Here is a 17,412-nt window from a genome sequence, read left to right as displayed (position 1 = left end):
CGATGAAACTCTCCTTCGAACAGGGCATTGCCGCCGGCGTCGCCGGCCTGGTCGCCACCGCGCTGGTCGCCGGTGTGCTGCTGGTGGACCGCGGTGCGGTGGCCGCAGCGGCCGAGCCCACGGCACAGGTGCAGGCGCTGCCTGCGCCCAGCGGCGACGCGGCGTTCCGCGATGACGCCAGCCATGCCAGCGTGGTCTTTGCCGGCGGGTGTTTCTGGGGCGTGCAGGGCGTGTTCCAGCACGTCAAAGGGGTGAGCAACGCGGTGTCCGGTTACATCGGAGGCAGTGCCACCGATGCCCGCTATGAGCACGTCAGCGGTGGCCGCACGGGCCACGCCGAAGCGGTGAAGGTGGACTACGACCCGCGCCAGGTCAGCTATGGGCAGCTGATGCAGGTGTTCTTCTCGGTGGTGCACGACCCGACCCAGCTCAACCGCCAGGGACCCGATCACGGCAGCCAGTACCGCTCGGCGATCTTCGTCGATGACACGCGCCAGCTGGCAGCAAGCCGCGCCTACATCGGCCAGCTCGGCCAGGCCGGCAGCTACCGCGCGCCGATCGTTACCCAGGTGGGCAGTGGACAGCGCTTCTACCCCGCCGAGAGCTACCACCAGAACTACATGAGCAACTACCCGCAGGCCGCGTACATCCGCTATTACGACGCGCCCAAGCTGGCCGCGCTGGGCAAGCAGTTCCCGGCGTTGTACCGGCGCGATCCGGCGCTGGTACCGATGCGGTGACCCCCTCTTCTGTAGAGCCGAGCCCATGCTCGGCTGCTGTTGGCGGAAGAGCAGCCGAGCATGCGCTCTGCTCTACACACAACAGAAAAAGACGCACGGCCACAGGGCCGTGCGCTTGGGAAGTATCGACCTGGCCCCGATCAGGCCCGGCCGACAACGACATGCTAGGCTCGTCGGCATCATGGGTACAGGACCAGATGCGGGTCGAGTCGATGGATACAGAAGACACCACCACGATGATCCCACCCCGCTACCAGCGGCTGTCGGACGAGCTGGCTGAAGCCATCCACGGCGGGCGCCTGCCGGTCGGCAGCCGGTTGCCGTCGCTGCGGCAGATGGCTTCGCAGCGCCAGCTCAGCCTGAACACCGTGATTGCGGCCTATCGCCAGCTGGAAGACGCCGGACTGGTCATTCCACGGCCGAAGGCCGGATTCGAAGTCGCGCCGCGACTGTCGGCGCCGCAGCGATCGCTGCGCGATGCACCGTCAGCACCCACTGCGCCGCTGCAGCAGGTGCTGATGGCGCGCGTGCTGGAAGCACAGCGCCGCCCCGGCGTGGTCGACCTGGCCTTTGCCGGCCCACGCGGACGGCAGTTCTACCCTGGCGCGCAGCTGGCAAGGCATACCGCACAGGTGCTGCGACATGGCCAGCAGACCGTGGAGACCTATGCCCGCCCCAACGGTTCGCAGCGCCTGCTGGCGCAGATCGTGCGGCGTGGGCCCCGGCTGGGCCTGCATACCCATGCCGAGCGCCTGCTGCTGACCCATGGCGCGATGGAGGCACTGCAGCTGGCCCTGCGCGCGGTCACCCAGGCCGGTGATGCCGTCGGCATCGAGGCGCCCTCGTACTTCAACCTGTACCCCCTGCTGACCACGCTCGGCCTGCAACCGATCGAACTACCCACCCATCCGCAGCGCGGCCTGGACGTGGATGCGCTGGAAGCACTGCTGGAGCGCACACCGGTGGCGGCGCTGGTGGTGATGCCGACCGTACACAACCCTCTGGGCTGTACGATGCCGATCGCCGACAAGCAACGCTTGGCCGAGCTGGTCAACGCACGCCAGCTGCCGCTGATCGAAGATGCGGTGTATGCCGAACTGCAGTTCTGCGAGCCGCCGGCCCCCTTGCTGAAGGCGTTCGACCGCGATGGTTGGGTGATGGTGGTCGGTGGCTTTTCGAAGACGCTGGCACCGGACTACCGGATCGGCTGGCTCGATGGCGGACGCTTTGCCGAACGCATCGCGCTGCTCAAGTTCCAGTCCACCGGCGGCGAACCGCAGCTGCTCGGTGATGCGGTGGCCGCCTACCTGGAAGCAGGCAGTTACGAGCACCACCTGCATCGCATGCGCCGGTTGTACCGCGAACAGGTCGGTCGCCTGCGGCAACTGGTCGCCGAACATTTCCCGGCCGGAACCTGCGCGACCGAGCCGCAGGGCGGGTTCCTGCTGTGGCTGGAGTTGCCGGGCGTGGACACCCGTGAACTGTTCGAGCGCGCACTGGCAGAGGACATCGTGTTCATGCCGGGCCAGGTGTATTCGCGTGGCGCGCGGTACCGGCATTGCCTGCGGTTGTCGTGCTGCCAGACCCTGGACGCGCGCTTCATCGGTGCGGTAGAACGGTTAGGTGCGATCGCGCGGGAGCTGGTGGCGGGCTGATGGATTGGTAGCGCCGGGCCATGCCCGGCGGCTTCTCTGCCTACCGCGCTGAGCGCTCGCCGGGCATGGCCCTGCGCTACCCTCACGCGTCGTGCAGGTGTGTGCTCAATGCTTCGCCACCGGCTTCCGGCAGATGCGGCAGCCGTCCCCAGCAGGGCATCGGCAGGCGCTGCTGCAGGGTCGCGAAATTCTCATCCTGGCGCTGCATCGACGGATCGATGTGGTTGCCGATCCAGCCCAGGCAGTCCACGCCGCTGGCCTGCAGCGATTGCGCGGTCAACCGCGCGTGGTTGACACAACCCAGGCGCATGCCGACCACCAGCACCACCGGCAGCCGCAGCGCACGCACCAGGTCAAGCTGGTCCAGCTGTGCCGACAGCGGCGCCAGCCAGCCGCCCACGCCCTCCACCACCACCACGTCGGCCTGTGCGCGCAGGCGTTCGAAGGCCGCCACGATCGGGGACAGTTCGATGCGCACGCCATCTTCTGCCGCCGCCAGCTCCGGCGCCAACGGCTGGCGCAATGCGTAGGGGTTCAGATCGGCATAGTCCGGCACCGGCAGGCTGGCGGCCTGCAGTGCCAGCGCGTCGTCGTTGCGCAGCCCCTGCCCCAGATCGTGGCTGCCGCTGGCCACTGGCTTCATGCCTACCGCACGCAGGCCGCGCCGGCGCAGCGCATGCAGCAGCGCGGTACTGGCGGCGGTCTTGCCGATCTCGGTATCGGTGCCGGTGACGAACAGGGCCGTCGGCAACGTGGCAGGCAGGGACATCACAGGCTCCAGCAGGGCAACAGAGCCTGCATTATCGCTGGCCCGGCACGCTTGCTAGACTGCGGCCATGTTCGCCAACGCCTCGCTCACCGGCAGCAAGCCGGAACAATACGCCCAGCTGCTGGAACAGGCCCGTGGCCTGGTCTACGGAGAGTCCGACCGCATCGCCAATGCGGCCAACCTCGCTGCACTGGTCTACCACGCCCTGCCCGACCTGAACTGGGTGGGCTTCTACCTGTATGACGGCAAGGAACTGGTGGTCGGTCCGTTCCAGGGCCTGCCGGCCTGCGTGCGCATTCCGCTGGACAAGGGCGTGTGCGGTGCGGCCGCCAGCCAGCGCGTGACCCAGCGCATCGAAGACGTGGAGGCGTTCCCCGGCCATATCGCCTGCGATGCTGCATCGCGCTCGGAGCTGGTGGTGCCATTGGTGCGGGGTGAGGAGCTGATCGGCGTGTTCGATATCGACAGCCCGGTCGTCGGCCGCTTCGATGCTGAGGACCAGGCCGGCCTGGAAGCCATCGCCCAGGTGTTCGTCGGGGCGTTGGCGTGAGCGCGGTCAAGCTGCGCAACATCGGCCCGAAGAGTGCGGCATGGCTGCGCCAGGTGGGCCTGCGCAGCCGCGAGGATCTGGTTGCCATCGGTGCCGTCGGCGCCTTCGTCAAGGTCAAGCGTGCCGGCTTCAAGCCCAGCCTCAACCTGCTGTATTCGCTGGAAGGTGCGCTGCTGGATTGCCACTGGCAGGAACTGAGCGAAGCGCAGCGCACCGCGCTGGTGCAGGACTACGAAGCGCGTATCGCCGTGCATCCGCTGAAGGCGGCAGGTCCGGCATCAGGCCCGGTGCACGAGCAGCGCTTCGACGCCGAGGACGACGGCGAAGAAGGCACGGCCGAAAGCACCGACGAGGATTGATCGGTAGCGCCGGGCCATGCCCGGCGAGCGCGTAGCGCGGGTGATGTGGAATCCGGCGGGCATGGCCCGGCGCTACCGGATTCGTCAGGGCTGCTGCAGCTCCAGCAGCTCGCCCACCAGCCCTGCTTCACCGCGCTCGACCCACACGCGCAGGCGGGTGCCGTGGTCGATGCGCAGCGCCCAGCACAGCGACATCGGCAGGCCACATACCTGCGAAAGCACCATGCGCAGCGGGCCGCCGTGGCTGACCACGACCGTCGGCGGCGGGTCGTCGTCATCCAGCAGTCGATCCAGTGCGCGTGCGATGCGCCGTTCGAAATGGCCCCAGCTTTCGCCATGCGGTGGCGGAAACGCGTGCGGATCGGCGTGGAAGGCGGCCAACGCGTCTTCCGGCAGGTCGAACAGCGATTGGCCATCCCAGTCGCCGAAATCCAGCTCTTCCCACTCCTCGTCCGCCTCCACGTCCAGCGCGCGCGGTGTGGCCAGTGCCATCGCCGTATGCAGCGAACGCAGGCGCGGCGAACTGATCACCCGTTCCCACGACTGCCCGGCATAGGCATCGACCAGCTCCTGCGGCAGGCGGGCCAGCTGCGGCGGATCGCTGCGGCCATCGAGGAACTCATCGCGACCGTTGCCGGCATGGCGGACCAGGTCGAGGATCATGCGCGTGCCCAGTCAGGGCGGCGCGGGAACAGCGGAAAACAGACGGACATCGGCAACGGCACCACGATAATTCGAGCTGCATTCTAGGCGCTGGCGCAGGTCTGCTGCACCGTGCAGGCACATACGCACCTGATCAACCGCGCAGGTGCGGCGCTACGGGCCGGCCGCGATGCCGTAGACTGCGCGCACTTCCAGGTGACCTGCGGCCCTGCCGGCAGGTTGAAACGGGAAGCCGGTGACGCGTGACAACACGCCAGGCCGGCGCTGCCCCCGCAACGGTAAGCACGTCAGTTCCAGGCAACCCGCCACTGTGCCGCAGGCATGGGAAGGCGCCTGGACGGTGGCCTCGGGCCACCCGGCGGCGAGCCCGGAGACCGGCCCGGAAGCCTCAGGTCGCGATGCGGTGGGCATGGCGCTGGATGTCTGTGGCGGTGGCCACGGCATCGGCGCGTGCCTGCCTGTTGTGACTTCTCCCCTTCGCTGCGCGGGCGTGCGCGGCACCTGGAGTCCCCCCGATGAAACTGCAGTCCCGAATGCTGTCCCTGGCCGTGCTGGCCGCTCTTCCTGCGCTGGCCTTGGCCGAAGATCGCGCCGCCGACCTCGATCAGGTGCTGGTCACCGCCACCCGCACGCCGATCGCCCTGCAGGACAGCATTGCGCCTGCGCAGGTGATCGACCGTGCGCAGATCGAATCCAGCCAGGCCACCTCGCTGCAGGAACTGCTGCAGGGCCGCGCCGGCATCAACCTGACCAATGCCGGTGGCCTGGGCAAGCAGAGCTCGCTGTTCCTGCGTGGCACCAACTCCTCGCATACCGTGGTGCTGGTTGATGGCGTGCGCATCAACAGCGCCGACCTCGGCCTGGCGATGTACCAGGATCTGCCGCTGGCGCAGATCGAGCGCGTGGAAATCGTGCGCGGCCCGCAGTCCAGCCTGTACGGTGCCGACGCCATCGGTGGCGTGATCCAGATCTTCACCCGCCGCAACCAGGGCGACTTCGCTCCGCACTTCCAGCTGGGCGGCGGCAGCAACGGCCTGCGTGAAGCCAGTGGCGGCATCGGCGGTGGCACCGAACGCGGCTGGTTCGGCGCCGACATCGCCTACCAGCATTCGGACGGCATCGATGCCTGCCGTGGCTCGGCCACGCTGTTTGCCGGCTGCTTCGCCGATGAACCCGACCGCGACGGCTACCGCAACCTGTCCAAGAGCCTGCGCGGTGGCTATAACCTGAGCGACCAGTGGACCGTGGAAGGCAGCGCCCTGCGCGCCGACGGCAAGAACCACTACGACGGCTACTACAACTACTCCGAGACCCGCCAGCAGGTGCTGGCCGGCAAGGTGCGCTACACCCCGTCCGAGCAGCTGACGCTGACTGCCAATGTCGGCCGCAGCGACAACGAGTCCGACAACTTCGGCGATTTTGGTGCACGCGGCAGCGCACAGACGCACCGCGACAGCGCCTCGCTGCAGGCCGACATCGGTGTGGCCGAAGGCCAGCTGCTCAGCGCCGGCGTGGACTGGAGCGAGGACAACCTGGATGGCAGCAGCGCCGGTTACCTGGTCGACAGCCGTCGCAACACCGGCGTGTTCCTGCAGTACCAGGCGCGCTTCGGCCGTCACCAGCTGCAGGCCAGCGCACGCAATGATGACAACCAGCAGTTCGGCAACCATGCCACCGGCAGCCTCGGCTGGGCGATGGAGCTGGGCCACGGCCTGCGCGTCAACGCCAGCTACGGCACCGCGTTCAAGGCACCGACCTTCAGCGACCTGTACGACCCGTGGAGCGGCGTGCCGACGCTGGACCCGGAGAAGTCCAAGAGTGCCAACCTCGGCATCTCGCAGCAGGGCCAGGGCTGGCGCTGGGGCCTGGACGTGTACGAAACCCGCATCGATGACCTGATCACCTACGACGCGGCCACCTTCCGCATGCAGCAGGTCGAAAAGGCACGCATCCGCGGTGCCGAACTGACCGGCGGCGCCACCGTGGCCGGCTTCGACATCAACGCGCAGCTGAGTTTCACCGACCCGCGCAACCGCACCAACGGCAGCGCGCAGTTCGACAACTGGCTGGCACGCCGTGCGCAGCAGACCGCGCGCCTGGACATCGACCGCCGCTTCGGCGACTTCCGCACCGGCCTGACCGTACAGGGCGCGGGCAAGCGCTACGACGATGCCGCCAACGCGGTGAAGGTCGGCGGCTACGGCACGCTGGATCTGCGCGCCGAGTACGCGCTGACCCCGGCATGGTCGGTGCTGGCGCGGGTGGCCAATGTGTTCGACCGCGAGTACGAGACCGTGGCGTGGTTCAACCAGCCAGGCCGCGAGTATCAGCTGAGCGTGCGTTACCAGCCCAGGTAAGTGGTAGCGCCGGGCCATGCCCGGCGTCGGGGCGCCAGATCGAAGGGCCGCCGGGCATGGCCCGGCGCTACCGGCGGGTCAGATCGCCGATACCGCAGCCAATCCCGGCAGTTCACGCAGATCGTCGATCACCGCGACAGCGTGCGCGTTGTCCAGGTCCAGTCCGCGCGGATAGCCGTAACGCACCAGGGCGATCGGCATGCCGGCGTCTTCGGCGGCGCGGTAATCGGTAAGCGAGTCGCCCACCATCAGGCAAGCATCAACGGGCAGTTCGAAATGCGCGGCGATATGCCGCAACGGCTCGCCGCTGGGCTTGCGCTGCGGCAGCGAATCACCGCCCAGCACCAGCGCGAAGGCCTCGGCGATGCCCAGATGCTGCAGCAACGGCGGCACCAGCGCGGCCGGCTTATTGGTGCAGATGGCCAGCGGTACGTTCAATGCGCGCAGTTGCGCCAGCGCTTCGACCACGCCATCAAACAGCTGCGGGCTGCGCAGCAGGCATTCGCGGTAGTGGACCATGAAAGTCGGCATCACCGCTGCCAGATCGATCTGACGCCCGGCGGCCTGCACGGCCTGTTCGACCAGCCGGCGCACGCCGTCGCCGATCCAGCCCAGCACGGTGGCTTCGGGTACGCGCGCCAGGCCGATGTCTTCCAGCGTGCGGTTCAGTGCTTCGGCGATATCGGCGGCGCTGTCGACCAGCGTGCCATCGAGGTCGAACACGACCAGCGGATAGGGATACGACAAGGGACGGCTCACTCGTGCAACGTGGGGCCGTCCATTGTACGCCCGCGTCTTCAGCCGATCCGGCGTGCGCGGGTGGCCAGGAAGGTCGGCAGGTAACGGTCGATCAGGAAGCGCGGCTGCGGCTGCCAGTCTTCCATGAAGCGGTCGATGACGAACCCGGCCTCCAGCTGCCCTGCTATCAGATCCCCCAGGCTGTGGCCGAATGTCAGCGCTTCGCCACGGGCCAGCTTGGCCTCGCGCGCGGCGGGCTCCAGGTCTTCCAGGTCGGAATAGGGAATCGCGTACTGCGGGCGGATCAGGCCCTGCTCGCTCAGCTGTGCATCACGCGCAGCAACGAACACCACCGGATTGTAGAAGCTGGCCATCAGCAGGCCATCGCGTGCCAGCACCCGGCGGCACTCGGCCCACACCGGACGCACGTCGGGCACGTACAGGTTCGATATGGGATGGAACACCACGTCGAAGCTGTCGCTGGCAAAGGCCTGCAGATCACGCATGTCACCCTGCACGGTGCGCAGCGACAGACCGTCGCGGTCGGCGACGGCGCGGTCCTGCGCCAGCTGCCCGTCGGAAAGATCGAACACGGTCACCTCGGCGCCTGCCGCGGCAAGCACGGGTGCCTGTTGGCCACCGGCCGAGGCCAGGCACAGGATGCGCCTGCCACGCACATCGCCCAGCCAATCCAGCGGCAACGCACGCGGCGTCAGGTGTACCTGCCAGCGTCCCTCGCGTGCGGCGGCAATCGTTTCGGCATCCACCGGTCGCGACCACTCGCGCACCTCGCTGGCCTGGCGGTCCCAGGCAGCACGGTTGTGGTCGATCAACGCCTGTCCCTGGTTCATGTGTTCTCCTTGCCCGAAGGGCGCCGGTCCAGATCCTGGAAGGCCGGGCTGGCGAAGCACTCGGCGAGGAAATCCAGGAATCGCCGCATGATAACGGGCTGTTGCCGGCGCGAGGCGTACACCGCATGAATGCCCAGCTCGTCCAGGCTGTACTCGGGCAGCAGTTCGATCAGCTCACCACTGCGCAGCAACGGTGCGACCTGATAGGTCGGCAACATGGCGATGCCGGCATTGGCGCGCACGGCCTCCAGCAGCAGCGATGCTTCATTGGCACTGATGTTGCCGCCCACCGCAACCGACAACGAACGCCCTTCGCGATGCAGCTGCCATAGGCTCTTGCCGACGTAGTGATGGGTCAGGCAGTTGTGCGCGGCGAGATGTTCGGGGGCAGTCGGCGTGCCACGTGCCTGCAGATAGGCCGGCGTCGCGCACAGCACCGAGCGGCAGATCGCCAAGCGACGTGCGATCAGGCTGGGATCGATCTGCCGCGCGATGCGCACCGCCAGGTCGACGCGCTCCTCCACCAGGTTGACCGTGCGGTCGACCAGCAGCAGTTCGATGCGTGCGGCCGGATGACGCTGCACGAAGGCGGCCACTGCGCGCGCCAGATGGCTCTGCCCGAACGACACGCTGGCGGTGATGCGCAGCGTTCCGTGTGGCTCGGGATCGTCGCTGGCCAGCTCGCCCTGCAGTTCCTCGCCGATTGCCAGCATCTGCCGGAAACGCGCCAGCGCGGCTTCACCGGCCCCGGTCAGGCTGACCCGCCGCGTGGTCCGGTGCAGCAGCCGCGCGCCCAGCCAGCCCTCCACCTCGGCCAGGTAGCGGCTGACCATCGCCCGCGACATGTCCAGCACCTCGGCGGCGGCGGTCAGGCTGCCGCGCTCGGCAACTTCGACGAATACGGTCATGGCGGTCAATCGGTCCATCTGCTCGATCCATGCAACAAACAAGCGCGTTATACGTTGTTTTTCGAGCGACTGCAGCGGCCTACAGTGGCCCCATTCCCAGCCACCACCCCCACGGAGTCCTGCCATGAAGATCGCCCTCGTCGGTGCCACCGGCAACATCGGCCGCCAGATCGCCCGCCACGCGCTGGCCAACGGCCATCAACTGACCGTCATCGTGCGCAGCGCGCAGGACCTGCCGGCCGAGCTGGCAGGCGCCCATCCGGTCATCGCCTCGCTGGATGACCAGGACGCCCTGGTCGCCGCCATCACCGGCCACGACGTGCTGGCCAGCGCCTACGGCCCGCGCCCGGGCGACGACATCGGTCGCGTCGGCGAGGTTGCCGCACAGCTGGCCAACGCCGCCCGCAAGGCCAACGTGCCGCGCCTGGTGGTGGTCGGTGGTGCCGGCAGCCTGGAAGTCGCCCCCGGCGTGCAGCTGGTCGACACCCCCACCTTCCCGGAGGCCTACAAGCCCTACGCGCTGGCCCACCGTGAAGCCTTCAACCGCCTGCAGGCAGTGGATGACCTGGACTGGACCTTCTTCTCGCCGGCGGCCGAAATCGGCCCGGGTGAAGAGCGTGGGCAGTATCGCGTGCAGCCCAAGGCCTTCCTCGCCGATGCCAGCGGCCACAGCCGCATCAGCTACGCCGACTACGGCGCCGCGTTCGTCGCCGAACTGGAAGCGCGCAAGTACCCGAAGCAGATCATCACTGCCGCATATTGATCGACACGCTTGTTCTGTAGAGCCGAAGGCAACGGCAGGAGCCGTTGCCAACGTCGCTTGCGACGGCCCGCAGGAGGCCGGGCAAGGACGCCCGGCATAGCCCACGCTCGACTCAACGCAAACATGCAGCCGAGCATGGCTCGGCTCTACACGAGGAATTCCCAATGCGTACCGCTGCCCTGCTGCTTCCCCTCGCGCTGGCTGCCAGCTTCGCCAGCACCCCGCTGCTGGCCGCACCGGCCGCGCCTGCGCCTGCCAGCGCTGCGAAATCCCAGCTGCGCCTGCAGACCTTCCATCCCGGCCCGCAGGCGATGTTCTCGGTGTCCTCGGTGCTGATCGAAGGGCGCAACGATGCGATCCTGGTCAACGCGCAGTTCGCTGCCGGCGATGCGCGTCGGCTGGTCGAGCAGATCCGCGCCAGCGGCAAGCAGCTGACCACCATCTACATCAGCCATGGCGATCCGGACTATTACTTCGGCCTGGCCACCGTGCAGGACGCGTTCCCGCAGGCGCGCATCGTCGCCACCGCGCAGACCGTGGCGCATATCCGTGAATCCCAGGCCGGCAAGCTGGCGTACTGGGGGCCGAAGATGGGCGCCGACGCTCCCGCACGCATCGTGGTGCCAGCGGTACTGGAAGGCGATGCACTGCAGCTGGAAGGCCAGCGCCTGCTGTTGATCGGCCTGGATGGACCGACGCCGGACCGCAGCGTGCTGTGGGTGCCGTCACTGCGCGCGATCGTCGGTGGCATTCCGGTGGTGGCCGGCGAGCATGTGTGGATGGCCGACACGCAGACGCCGCAGTCGCATGCCGATTGGCTGCGCACGCTGCAGCAGCTGCAGGCGTTGAAGCCGAAGGTGGTGGTGCCCGGTCATTACGCGGAGGGTGCGGCACTGGATGCCAGTGCGCTGCGCTTCACGGCGGATTACATCCGCGCCTTCGATGTTGAAACGGCCAAGGCCAAGGACAGTGCGGCGTTGGTGAAGGCGATGCAGGCGCGCTATCCGAAGCTGGCGGGCGTGACGTCGCTGGAGTTGAGTGCGAAGGTGGCCAAGGGCGAGATGCAGTGGCCGTAAGGTAGGGGTTTTCTTTTGCAGGGCTGCGCCCTGCACCTGCCGAATCGACGGCAACGGCAACGGCAACGGCAACAGCAAAAGCAAAAGCAAAAGCGGGCATTCCGTGGGTTGGCGGGGTGGGTCCGGTTGCGGGGGACGCCGTAAACCCGTCCCTGGGGGCTTGGCCGCGGCATCCATGCCGCGGACACCCCCGCAACCGGACCCACCCCGCCTTCGACAGATTTCCGCAATCTGTCTGGATGGCATGTCTTCGCAACCTGTCTGGATGGCATGTCCTGCCCTTGGTAGGTGTCGACCTTGGTCGACACGCAGATCCAGACATGCGTGGATGAACGATCAGGGACGATCGGTCTGGGTGTGCTCGAACAATTCGCCCTGCACCACCGGCTCTTTTTCGCGGAAGCCGCCGAGGCCGACGCCGACCAGGCGGTAGCGGGTGTCGGCGGGCAGGTCGACGCGGGCGCGCAGTGACAGCGCGATGTCGCGCAGTTCGGCCATCGATTCCGGCGGGCGTTCCGGGGTGAAGCTGCGGGTAAGGAGGCGGAACTGCGCGGTCTTCAGTTTCAGCACCACGGTGTGGCCGATGCGTTCGGTCTTGCGCGTGGCATGCCAGGTCTTCTCGGCCAGCTGCACGATCGCTTCAGCGAGGTCTTCCAGCAACAGGTCCTCGGCGAAGGTGTCTTCGGAGGAGATCGACTGCACCTGCTGGTCAGGCTCCACCGGCCGCTCGTCGACACCGCGTGCGCGGTTGTACAGGCTGCGGCCGAAGCTGCCGAAGGCTTCTTCCAGGTCCGGCAGCGTCCACTGCCGCAGGTCGCCGCAGGTGACGATGCCGCGCGCTGCCAGTTTGCCTTCCATCACCTTGCCGACGCCGGGCACGCGGTTCACCGGCAGCGGCAGCAGGAATGCGTCCACCCGCTGCGGCGGAATCACGAACTGGCCGTCAGGCTTGCGCCAGTCCGAGGCGATCTTGGCCAGGAACTTGTTCGGCGCGATCCCGGCGGAAGCAGTCAGGTGGGTTTCCTCGCGGATCTGCGCGCGGATGGTGCGGGCGATGTCGGTGGCCAGCACGATGTCACTCTTCGGCACCGTGACATCCAGATAGGCCTCATCCAGAGACAACGGCTCGACCAGATCGGTATGGCGCAGGAAGATCTCGCGCACGTGGCGCGACACCGCCTTGTAACGTGCGAAGTCCGGCGGCACGAAGATCGCATCCGGGCACAGGCGCTCGGCGCGCAGGGCCGGCATCGCCGAACGCACGCCGAACACGCGCGCCTCGTACGAGGCGGCGCACACCACTGAACGCGCGCCGCGCCATGCCACCACCACCGGCTTGCCGCGCAGTGACGGATCGTCGCGCTGCTCCACCGACGCGTAGAAGGCGTCCATGTCGACGTGGATGATCTTGCGCAGTGCGTTCATGGTTGGCCCACATGATACCTGCACCGTACCCGTCCAGACGCCGAAGTATGGTCGTTGTGCATCAACGGGATGCGTGGTTTCAGCTGAAAACACTACGCACGCGTACGGAGAGGCGGTTTGATATCCGCCTGATCCGTCGTGCATCCTCGGGAACTCGTTGCCTTGTTTTCGCTTCCAGGATTGCGCTTTCCATGACTCGTCTCCACGCGTTCAACCGCGACCAGCTGCTGGCCAGCGCACGCGGTGAACTGTTCGGCGCTGCCGCCGGCCGGTTGCCCAACGACCCGATGCTGATGTTCGACCGCATCACCGACATCCGCGAGGACGGCGGACCGCATGGCAAGGGCATGGTACGCGCCGAACTGGATATCCGCCCGGACCTGTGGTTCTTCGGCTGCCACTTCATCGGCGACCCGGTGATGCCCGGCTGCCTGGGCCTGGATGCCATGTGGCAGCTGACCGGCTTCTTCCTCACCTGGCTGGGTGCGCCCGGCAAGGGCCGCGCCCTGGGCTGCGGCGAAGTGAAGTTCACCGGCCAGGTGCTGCCCGATGCCAAGCTGGTGCGCTACGAGATCGACATCAGTCGCGTCATCAACCGCAAGCTGGTGATGGCCCAGTCCGACGCGCGCATGTACGTGGACGACCGCGAGATCTACAACGCCCGCGACCTGCGCGTGGGCCTGTTCACTGAAACCGGGAGCTTCTGATGCGTCGCGTCGTCATCACCGGCATGGGCATCACGTCCTGCCTCGGCAATGATCTGGATACCGTTTCGGCCGCCCTGCGCGAGAGCCGCGCCGGCATCACCGCGCTGGCCGACCACGCCGAAGCCGGCCTGCGCAGCCAGGTCGGCGGTCGTGTCGACCTCGACCTGGACGCGCTGATCGACCGCAAGCAGAAGCGCTTCATGAGCGATGCCGCCGCCTTCGCCTACCTGGCGATGGCCGATGCCATCACCGATGCGGGGCTGACCCCGGAGCAGGTCAGTGGCCTGCGCACCGGCCTGATCGCCGGTTCCGGCGGTGGCTCCAGCGAATGGCAGGTGGGTGCGGTCGATCTGCTGCGCAGCCGTGGCGTGCGCAAGGTCGGTCCGTACATGGTGCCGCGCACGATGTGCTCGACCGTGTCGGCGTGCCTGGCCACCGCGTTCCAGATCAAGGGCGTCAGCTACTCGCTGTCGGCCGCCTGCGCGACCTCCGCACACTGCATCGGCGCGGCTGCCGACCTCATCCGTCACGGCGCGCAGGACATCATGTTCGCCGGCGGCGGTGAAGACCTGCACTGGTCGATGAGCGTGATGTTCGATGCGATGGGTGCACTGTCCACCAGCTTCAACGACACCCCCGCCAGCGCCTCGCGCCCGTATGACAAGGACCGCGATGGCTTCGTCATTGCCGGTGGTGGCGGCATGCTGGTGCTGGAGGATTACGACCACGCCGTGGCACGTGGCGCGCACATCCATGCCGAGCTGATCGGTTATGGCGTGACCTCCGATGGCGCCGACATGGTCGCCCCGTCCGGCGAAGGCGCCGTGCGCTGCATGAAGATGGCGCTGCAGAACGTCGATCGTCCGCTGGATTACCTCAACACCCACGGCACCTCGACCCCGCTGGGCGATGTGACCGAGCTGGGTGCGATCCGCGAGGTGTTCGGCGATGCGATTCCGCCGCTGTCCTCGACCAAGGCGCTGTCGGGCCATTCGCTGGGCGCTGCCAGCGTGCATGAAGCGATCTACTGCCTGCTGATGATGCGCGACGGCTTCGTGGCCGGCTCGGCCAACATCGGTGAGCTGGACCCGAGGGTGGAAGGCTTCCCGATCCTGCGCGAAAGCCGCGAGCAGAAGCTGGACACGGTGATGTCCAACAGCTTCGGCTTCGGTGGCACCAACGCGGCGCTGGTGTTCGGCAGGGTGTGATCGCAAAGCGTGCCAACCAAGGTTGGCACCCACCGGGTTTGGGGTTGGCACCTACCAGAGCGGTTGCCATGGATGTAGAGCCGAGCCCATGCTCGGCTCAGTGCCAACCAAGGTTGGCAGCTACCTTGGCAACAGCGGCAGCAGCAGCGCGTGCGCGTCGACCAGCGAGCCGACGATGCGGTGGCCCAGCGCGCGCAGTTCTTCATCGGGATGCACCAGGTCCGGCACCTGGATCACGGTCATGCCCGCAGCCAGTGCGGCACGCGTGCCGGCTGGGGAATCCTCCAGCGCCAGGCAGCGTTCCGGTGCCTTGCCCAGCCGCTGCGCGGCCAGCAGGTAGATGTCCGGTGCCGGCTTGGCCCGCGCCACGTCGCCACCGGCAACCACCGCGTCGAAGTACGGCAGCAGCCCGGTCGCGGCCAGCTTGCGGTTGGCCCGCGGTTGCCGGGTCGAGGTCGCCACCGCACGCGGCACCGCGTGCGACTTCAACAACTCAAGCAGTTCCAGGATGCCCGGGCGCAGCGGCAACCCTGTCTGCGTGCGTTCCTCGTACAGATCATGGCAGCGCGCCGCCATCGCCTCGATCACGCTGTCTTCGATCCCCTGCTGGCGCAGCAGCGCTTGGCTGTCGCGGTCGCCAAGACCGACCATGCGCACGAAGAAGTTGGCATCCAGCGGCAGGCCGAACTCCCCTGCGGCCTCGCTCCAGCATGCAAGCGACACACGCTCGCTGTCGATCATCAGGCCGTCCATGTCGAAGATGACGGCGTCAGGCAGGAACGGCAGCGCAGCGATGGAGGTCATGGAGCGAACAGCGTATCCAGGTCGGTGGAGGTCAGCAGCCGCCATTGCCCTTCGGCCAGTCCCTGCAGGTCCAGGCCACCGACACGGCTGCGGTGCAGTGCCTGCACGTGGTTGCCTGCGGCAGCGAACATGCGGCGTACCTGATGGTAGCGACCTTCGTGCAGTATCAGGCGCGCCTTGCGCGGCCCGAGCACCTGCAGTTCAGCCGGCAGCAGGGGCGTCTTCTCCGCTTCCAGCATCAGCGTGCCGCTGGCAAACAGCGCCATCTCGTCACCGCGCAGGTCTTCAGCCAGCTCCACTTCGTAGACCTTGGGCAGCTTCGACTTCGGCGAAATGATCCGGTGCAGCAGGTTGCCATCGTCGGTCAGCAGCAGCAGGCCGCTGGTCTCGCGGTCCAGGCGGCCGACGGTGGACAGCACCGGGTCGCGGTCGCGGAAGCGCGGCGGCAGCAGGTCGTAGATCAGGCGGCCCTTGTCCTTGGTCGAACAGGTGTAGCCGGCCGGCTTGTACATCGCCAGCGACAGGCCCACCGGCGGGTCCAGCGGCTCGCCATCGACCCGCACCGCTTCATGCGGCACCTGGTCGTCGGCATACAGCACCTCGCCGTCAGCGTCGGTGACGCGCCCTTCGCGGAACATCCACTGCACCTGCTTGCGGCTGCCGTAGCCGAGGTTGGCGATGAGCTTGACCAGTTTCACCGGGCCTTCCCCTTGCCCTTCACTGCCTCGACCAGCTTGAAGCCATCGCGCTCGGCAACCACGCGGACCGCGCCGAAGCTCTCGTTGAGCGTGTACTCGTACGGCAAGTGGCGGTTGGCCACCACGTACAGGCGCCCGCCCGGGCGCAGCGCCTGCGCGGCTACGGCGATGAAGCGCTGGCCGATGTCCGGACGATCCGCACGCGAGGGCGTGTGGAACGGCGGGTTGCTGATGATGACGTCGTAGTCCGGCTCGATGCCGGCGGTGACATCGCGCCACAGGAAGCGCAGCGGCACCGGGCGCGGTGGCGGCGCGAGGTTGAGTTCGGCCAGGTCCAGCGCGCGCTTCTCGGCCTCGTACAGGTCCAGCGCGGTGATCTTCGGGCAGCGCTCCAGCAGCTCGCGCGACAGGTAGCCGTAGCCGGCACCGAGGTCGGCCGCACGCCCGGCCAGGTCGGCCGGCAGATGTTCGGCCAGCAGCGCCGATGCCGGATCGATGCGGTCCCAGGCGAACACGCCGGGACGGCTGAGGAAGCGGCCGCCGACGATCGGCCGCACCGCGTCCAGGCTGCCCCAGCGCTTGGCCACGTCCGCGTCATGCTGGCCCTGCAGCGGTGCGGTCCAGAACACGCGGCAGTGGTTCTTGGTCAGGCTGCCGCCGAGGCCGGCCAACTGCTTGAGGTCGCCTTCGCCGGAGCGGGCGCCTTCGTTGTTGTGCTGGCAGGCCACGATGCGGCCCCCCTCGGCAACCAGCGCCAAGGCGCGGGCGAACAACGCGCGGGCTTCCTCGCGCTGGCGCGGCGGCAGCACCAGCACCAGCGGGTAACGGCCGTGGCCGGCAGCATCATCCAGCTGGCCGCTGACGGTCCAGCCAGCGGCCTGCTGCAGCGGCTGCGCGAACGGGGCGAAGCTCTGCTCGCAGTCGACCTCACGGCCGCCGGCCTGCTCGCGCAGGGGCCAGCCGTCACGGGCGCGCAGGAAGGCCACCGGCCCCTCCGGCCAGCGCAGGGCGCCGCTGGAGAACGGCAGGAACAGGGTCTGCAGGGGGGCGTCGTCGCTGGATGCCATCGGCGCGGGTACTGGAAGCGTGAGGGCCGTCCATTGTACCGGCTTGTCCGGCCCGGCCCCGGCCGCCGCTTTGC

18 protein-coding genes and 1 riboswitch are annotated in these 17,412 nt (G+C 67.9%); of the genes, 9 read left to right on the top strand and 9 right to left on the bottom strand.

Annotated elements, in window-relative coordinates:
• The first annotated feature begins 2 nt into the window (after window positions 1-2).
• Window positions 3-740, top strand: coding sequence for a peptide-methionine (S)-S-oxide reductase MsrA (gene msrA, locus QP457_RS02765; RefSeq protein ID WP_205405363.1), 738 nt, complete (start codon window positions 3-5; stop codon window positions 738-740).
• 212 nt (window positions 741-952) lie between these two features.
• Complete coding sequence (locus tag QP457_RS02760) at window positions 953-2,395, top strand: PLP-dependent aminotransferase family protein (protein WP_205405364.1); 1,443 nt, start codon at window positions 953-955, stop codon at window positions 2,393-2,395.
• Between the two features lie 82 nt (window positions 2,396-2,477).
• Here the strand turns inward: QP457_RS02760 and bioD are convergent, their stop codons facing one another.
• Window positions 2,478-3,164, bottom strand: coding sequence for a dethiobiotin synthase (bioD, locus tag QP457_RS02755; protein ID WP_205405365.1), 687 nt, complete (start codon window positions 3,162-3,164; stop codon window positions 2,478-2,480).
• Window positions 3,165-3,231: 67 nt separating this feature from the next.
• Here bioD and QP457_RS02750 point away from each other — a divergent pair, with 67 nt between their 5' ends.
• Both QP457_RS02750 and QP457_RS02745 read left to right on the top strand, forming a co-directional pair.
• Window positions 3,232-3,714 carry a GAF domain-containing protein gene (locus tag QP457_RS02750; protein WP_205405366.1) on the top strand — a complete coding sequence of 161 codons (483 nt, stop codon included), beginning with the start codon at window positions 3,232-3,234 and terminating at the stop codon, window positions 3,712-3,714.
• Window positions 3,711-4,073 carry a TfoX/Sxy family protein gene (locus QP457_RS02745; protein WP_205405367.1) on the top strand — a complete coding sequence of 121 codons (363 nt, stop codon included), beginning with the start codon at window positions 3,711-3,713 and terminating at the stop codon, window positions 4,071-4,073. The genes QP457_RS02750 and QP457_RS02745 overlap by 4 nt, the downstream gene beginning before the upstream one ends.
• Window positions 4,074-4,157: 84 nt before the next feature.
• Here the strand turns inward: QP457_RS02745 and QP457_RS02740 are convergent, their stop codons facing one another.
• A complete protein-coding gene (locus QP457_RS02740; protein ID WP_205405368.1) occupies window positions 4,158-4,736 on the bottom strand; it encodes a histidine phosphatase family protein in 579 nt (192 codons plus the stop codon).
• Window positions 4,737-4,912: 176 nt separating this feature from the next.
• Window positions 4,913-5,134: riboswitch (cobalamin riboswitch) on the top strand.
• 117 nt (window positions 5,135-5,251) lie between these two features.
• Here QP457_RS02740 and btuB point away from each other — a divergent pair.
• Entirely contained in the window at window positions 5,252-7,093 is a 1,842-nt protein-coding gene (gene btuB, locus QP457_RS02735; protein ID WP_205405369.1) for a TonB-dependent vitamin B12 receptor, read from the top strand.
• Window positions 7,094-7,171: 78 nt separating this feature from the next.
• Here the strand turns inward: btuB and gph are convergent, their stop codons facing one another.
• Genes gph through QP457_RS02720 form a run of 3 tightly spaced genes read right to left on the bottom strand, consistent with a single transcriptional unit; the run spans window position 7,172 to window position 9,608 of the window.
• Entirely contained in the window at window positions 7,172-7,840 is a 669-nt protein-coding gene (gene gph, locus QP457_RS02730; protein ID WP_205405401.1) for a phosphoglycolate phosphatase, read from the bottom strand.
• Window positions 7,841-7,890: 50 nt separating this feature from the next.
• Complete coding sequence (locus QP457_RS02725) at window positions 7,891-8,682, bottom strand: class I SAM-dependent methyltransferase (RefSeq protein ID WP_180167782.1); 792 nt, start codon at window positions 8,680-8,682, stop codon at window positions 7,891-7,893.
• Entirely contained in the window at window positions 8,679-9,608 is a 930-nt protein-coding gene (locus tag QP457_RS02720) for a LysR family transcriptional regulator (protein WP_205405370.1), read from the bottom strand. Before QP457_RS02720 ends, QP457_RS02725 begins: the two co-directional genes overlap by 4 nt.
• Window positions 9,609-9,714: 106 nt before the next feature.
• Here QP457_RS02720 and QP457_RS02715 point away from each other — a divergent pair, with 106 nt between their 5' ends.
• On the top strand, window positions 9,715-10,353 hold the full coding sequence (locus tag QP457_RS02715) for an NAD(P)H-binding protein (protein ID WP_205405371.1): 639 nt from the start codon (window positions 9,715-9,717) through the stop codon (window positions 10,351-10,353).
• A gap of 164 nt (window positions 10,354-10,517) precedes the next feature.
• A complete protein-coding gene (locus QP457_RS02710) occupies window positions 10,518-11,429 on the top strand; it encodes an MBL fold metallo-hydrolase (protein ID WP_205405372.1) in 912 nt (303 codons plus the stop codon).
• A 336-nt stretch (window positions 11,430-11,765) separates the two neighbouring features.
• On the opposite strand, the gene dinB is transcribed toward QP457_RS02710, so the two are convergent.
• Window positions 11,766-12,854, bottom strand: a complete 1,089-nt coding sequence (dinB, locus tag QP457_RS02705; protein WP_205405373.1) for a DNA polymerase IV — start codon at window positions 12,852-12,854, stop codon at window positions 11,766-11,768.
• 191 nt (window positions 12,855-13,045) lie between these two features.
• Here dinB and fabA point away from each other — a divergent pair, with 191 nt between their 5' ends.
• Window positions 13,046-13,561: a 3-hydroxyacyl-[acyl-carrier-protein] dehydratase FabA gene (fabA, locus tag QP457_RS02700; RefSeq protein ID WP_165376167.1), complete on the top strand. Its 516-nt coding sequence runs from the start codon at window positions 13,046-13,048 to the stop codon at window positions 13,559-13,561.
• Window positions 13,561-14,769 carry a beta-ketoacyl-ACP synthase I gene (fabB, locus tag QP457_RS02695; protein ID WP_025878419.1) on the top strand — a complete coding sequence of 403 codons (1,209 nt, stop codon included), beginning with the start codon at window positions 13,561-13,563 and terminating at the stop codon, window positions 14,767-14,769. The genes fabA and fabB overlap by 1 nt, the downstream gene beginning before the upstream one ends.
• Before the next feature lie 120 nt (window positions 14,770-14,889).
• Here fabB and QP457_RS02690 read toward each other — a convergent pair whose 3' ends face one another.
• From QP457_RS02690 to QP457_RS02680, 3 genes are read right to left on the bottom strand one after another with little or no spacing between them, the layout of a single operon-like run.
• A complete protein-coding gene (locus tag QP457_RS02690; RefSeq protein ID WP_205405374.1) occupies window positions 14,890-15,573 on the bottom strand; it encodes an HAD family phosphatase in 684 nt (227 codons plus the stop codon).
• Window positions 15,570-16,271, bottom strand: coding sequence for a pseudouridine synthase (locus QP457_RS02685; RefSeq protein WP_180167776.1), 702 nt, complete (start codon window positions 16,269-16,271; stop codon window positions 15,570-15,572). The genes QP457_RS02690 and QP457_RS02685 overlap by 4 nt, the downstream gene beginning before the upstream one ends.
• Window positions 16,268-17,338, bottom strand: coding sequence for a class I SAM-dependent methyltransferase (locus tag QP457_RS02680; protein WP_205405375.1), 1,071 nt, complete (start codon window positions 17,336-17,338; stop codon window positions 16,268-16,270). The genes QP457_RS02685 and QP457_RS02680 overlap by 4 nt, the downstream gene beginning before the upstream one ends.
• Window positions 17,339-17,412: the final 74 nt, after the last annotated feature.

Source organism: Stenotrophomonas sp. As-7 (genome assembly GCF_030291015.1).
In the GTDB taxonomy this organism is placed as follows: Bacteria; Pseudomonadota; Gammaproteobacteria; order Xanthomonadales; family Xanthomonadaceae; genus Stenotrophomonas; species Stenotrophomonas lactitubi.
The sequence above is the reverse complement of the archived record's forward strand: the minus strand, read 5'-3'. Positions and strand labels throughout refer to the sequence as shown.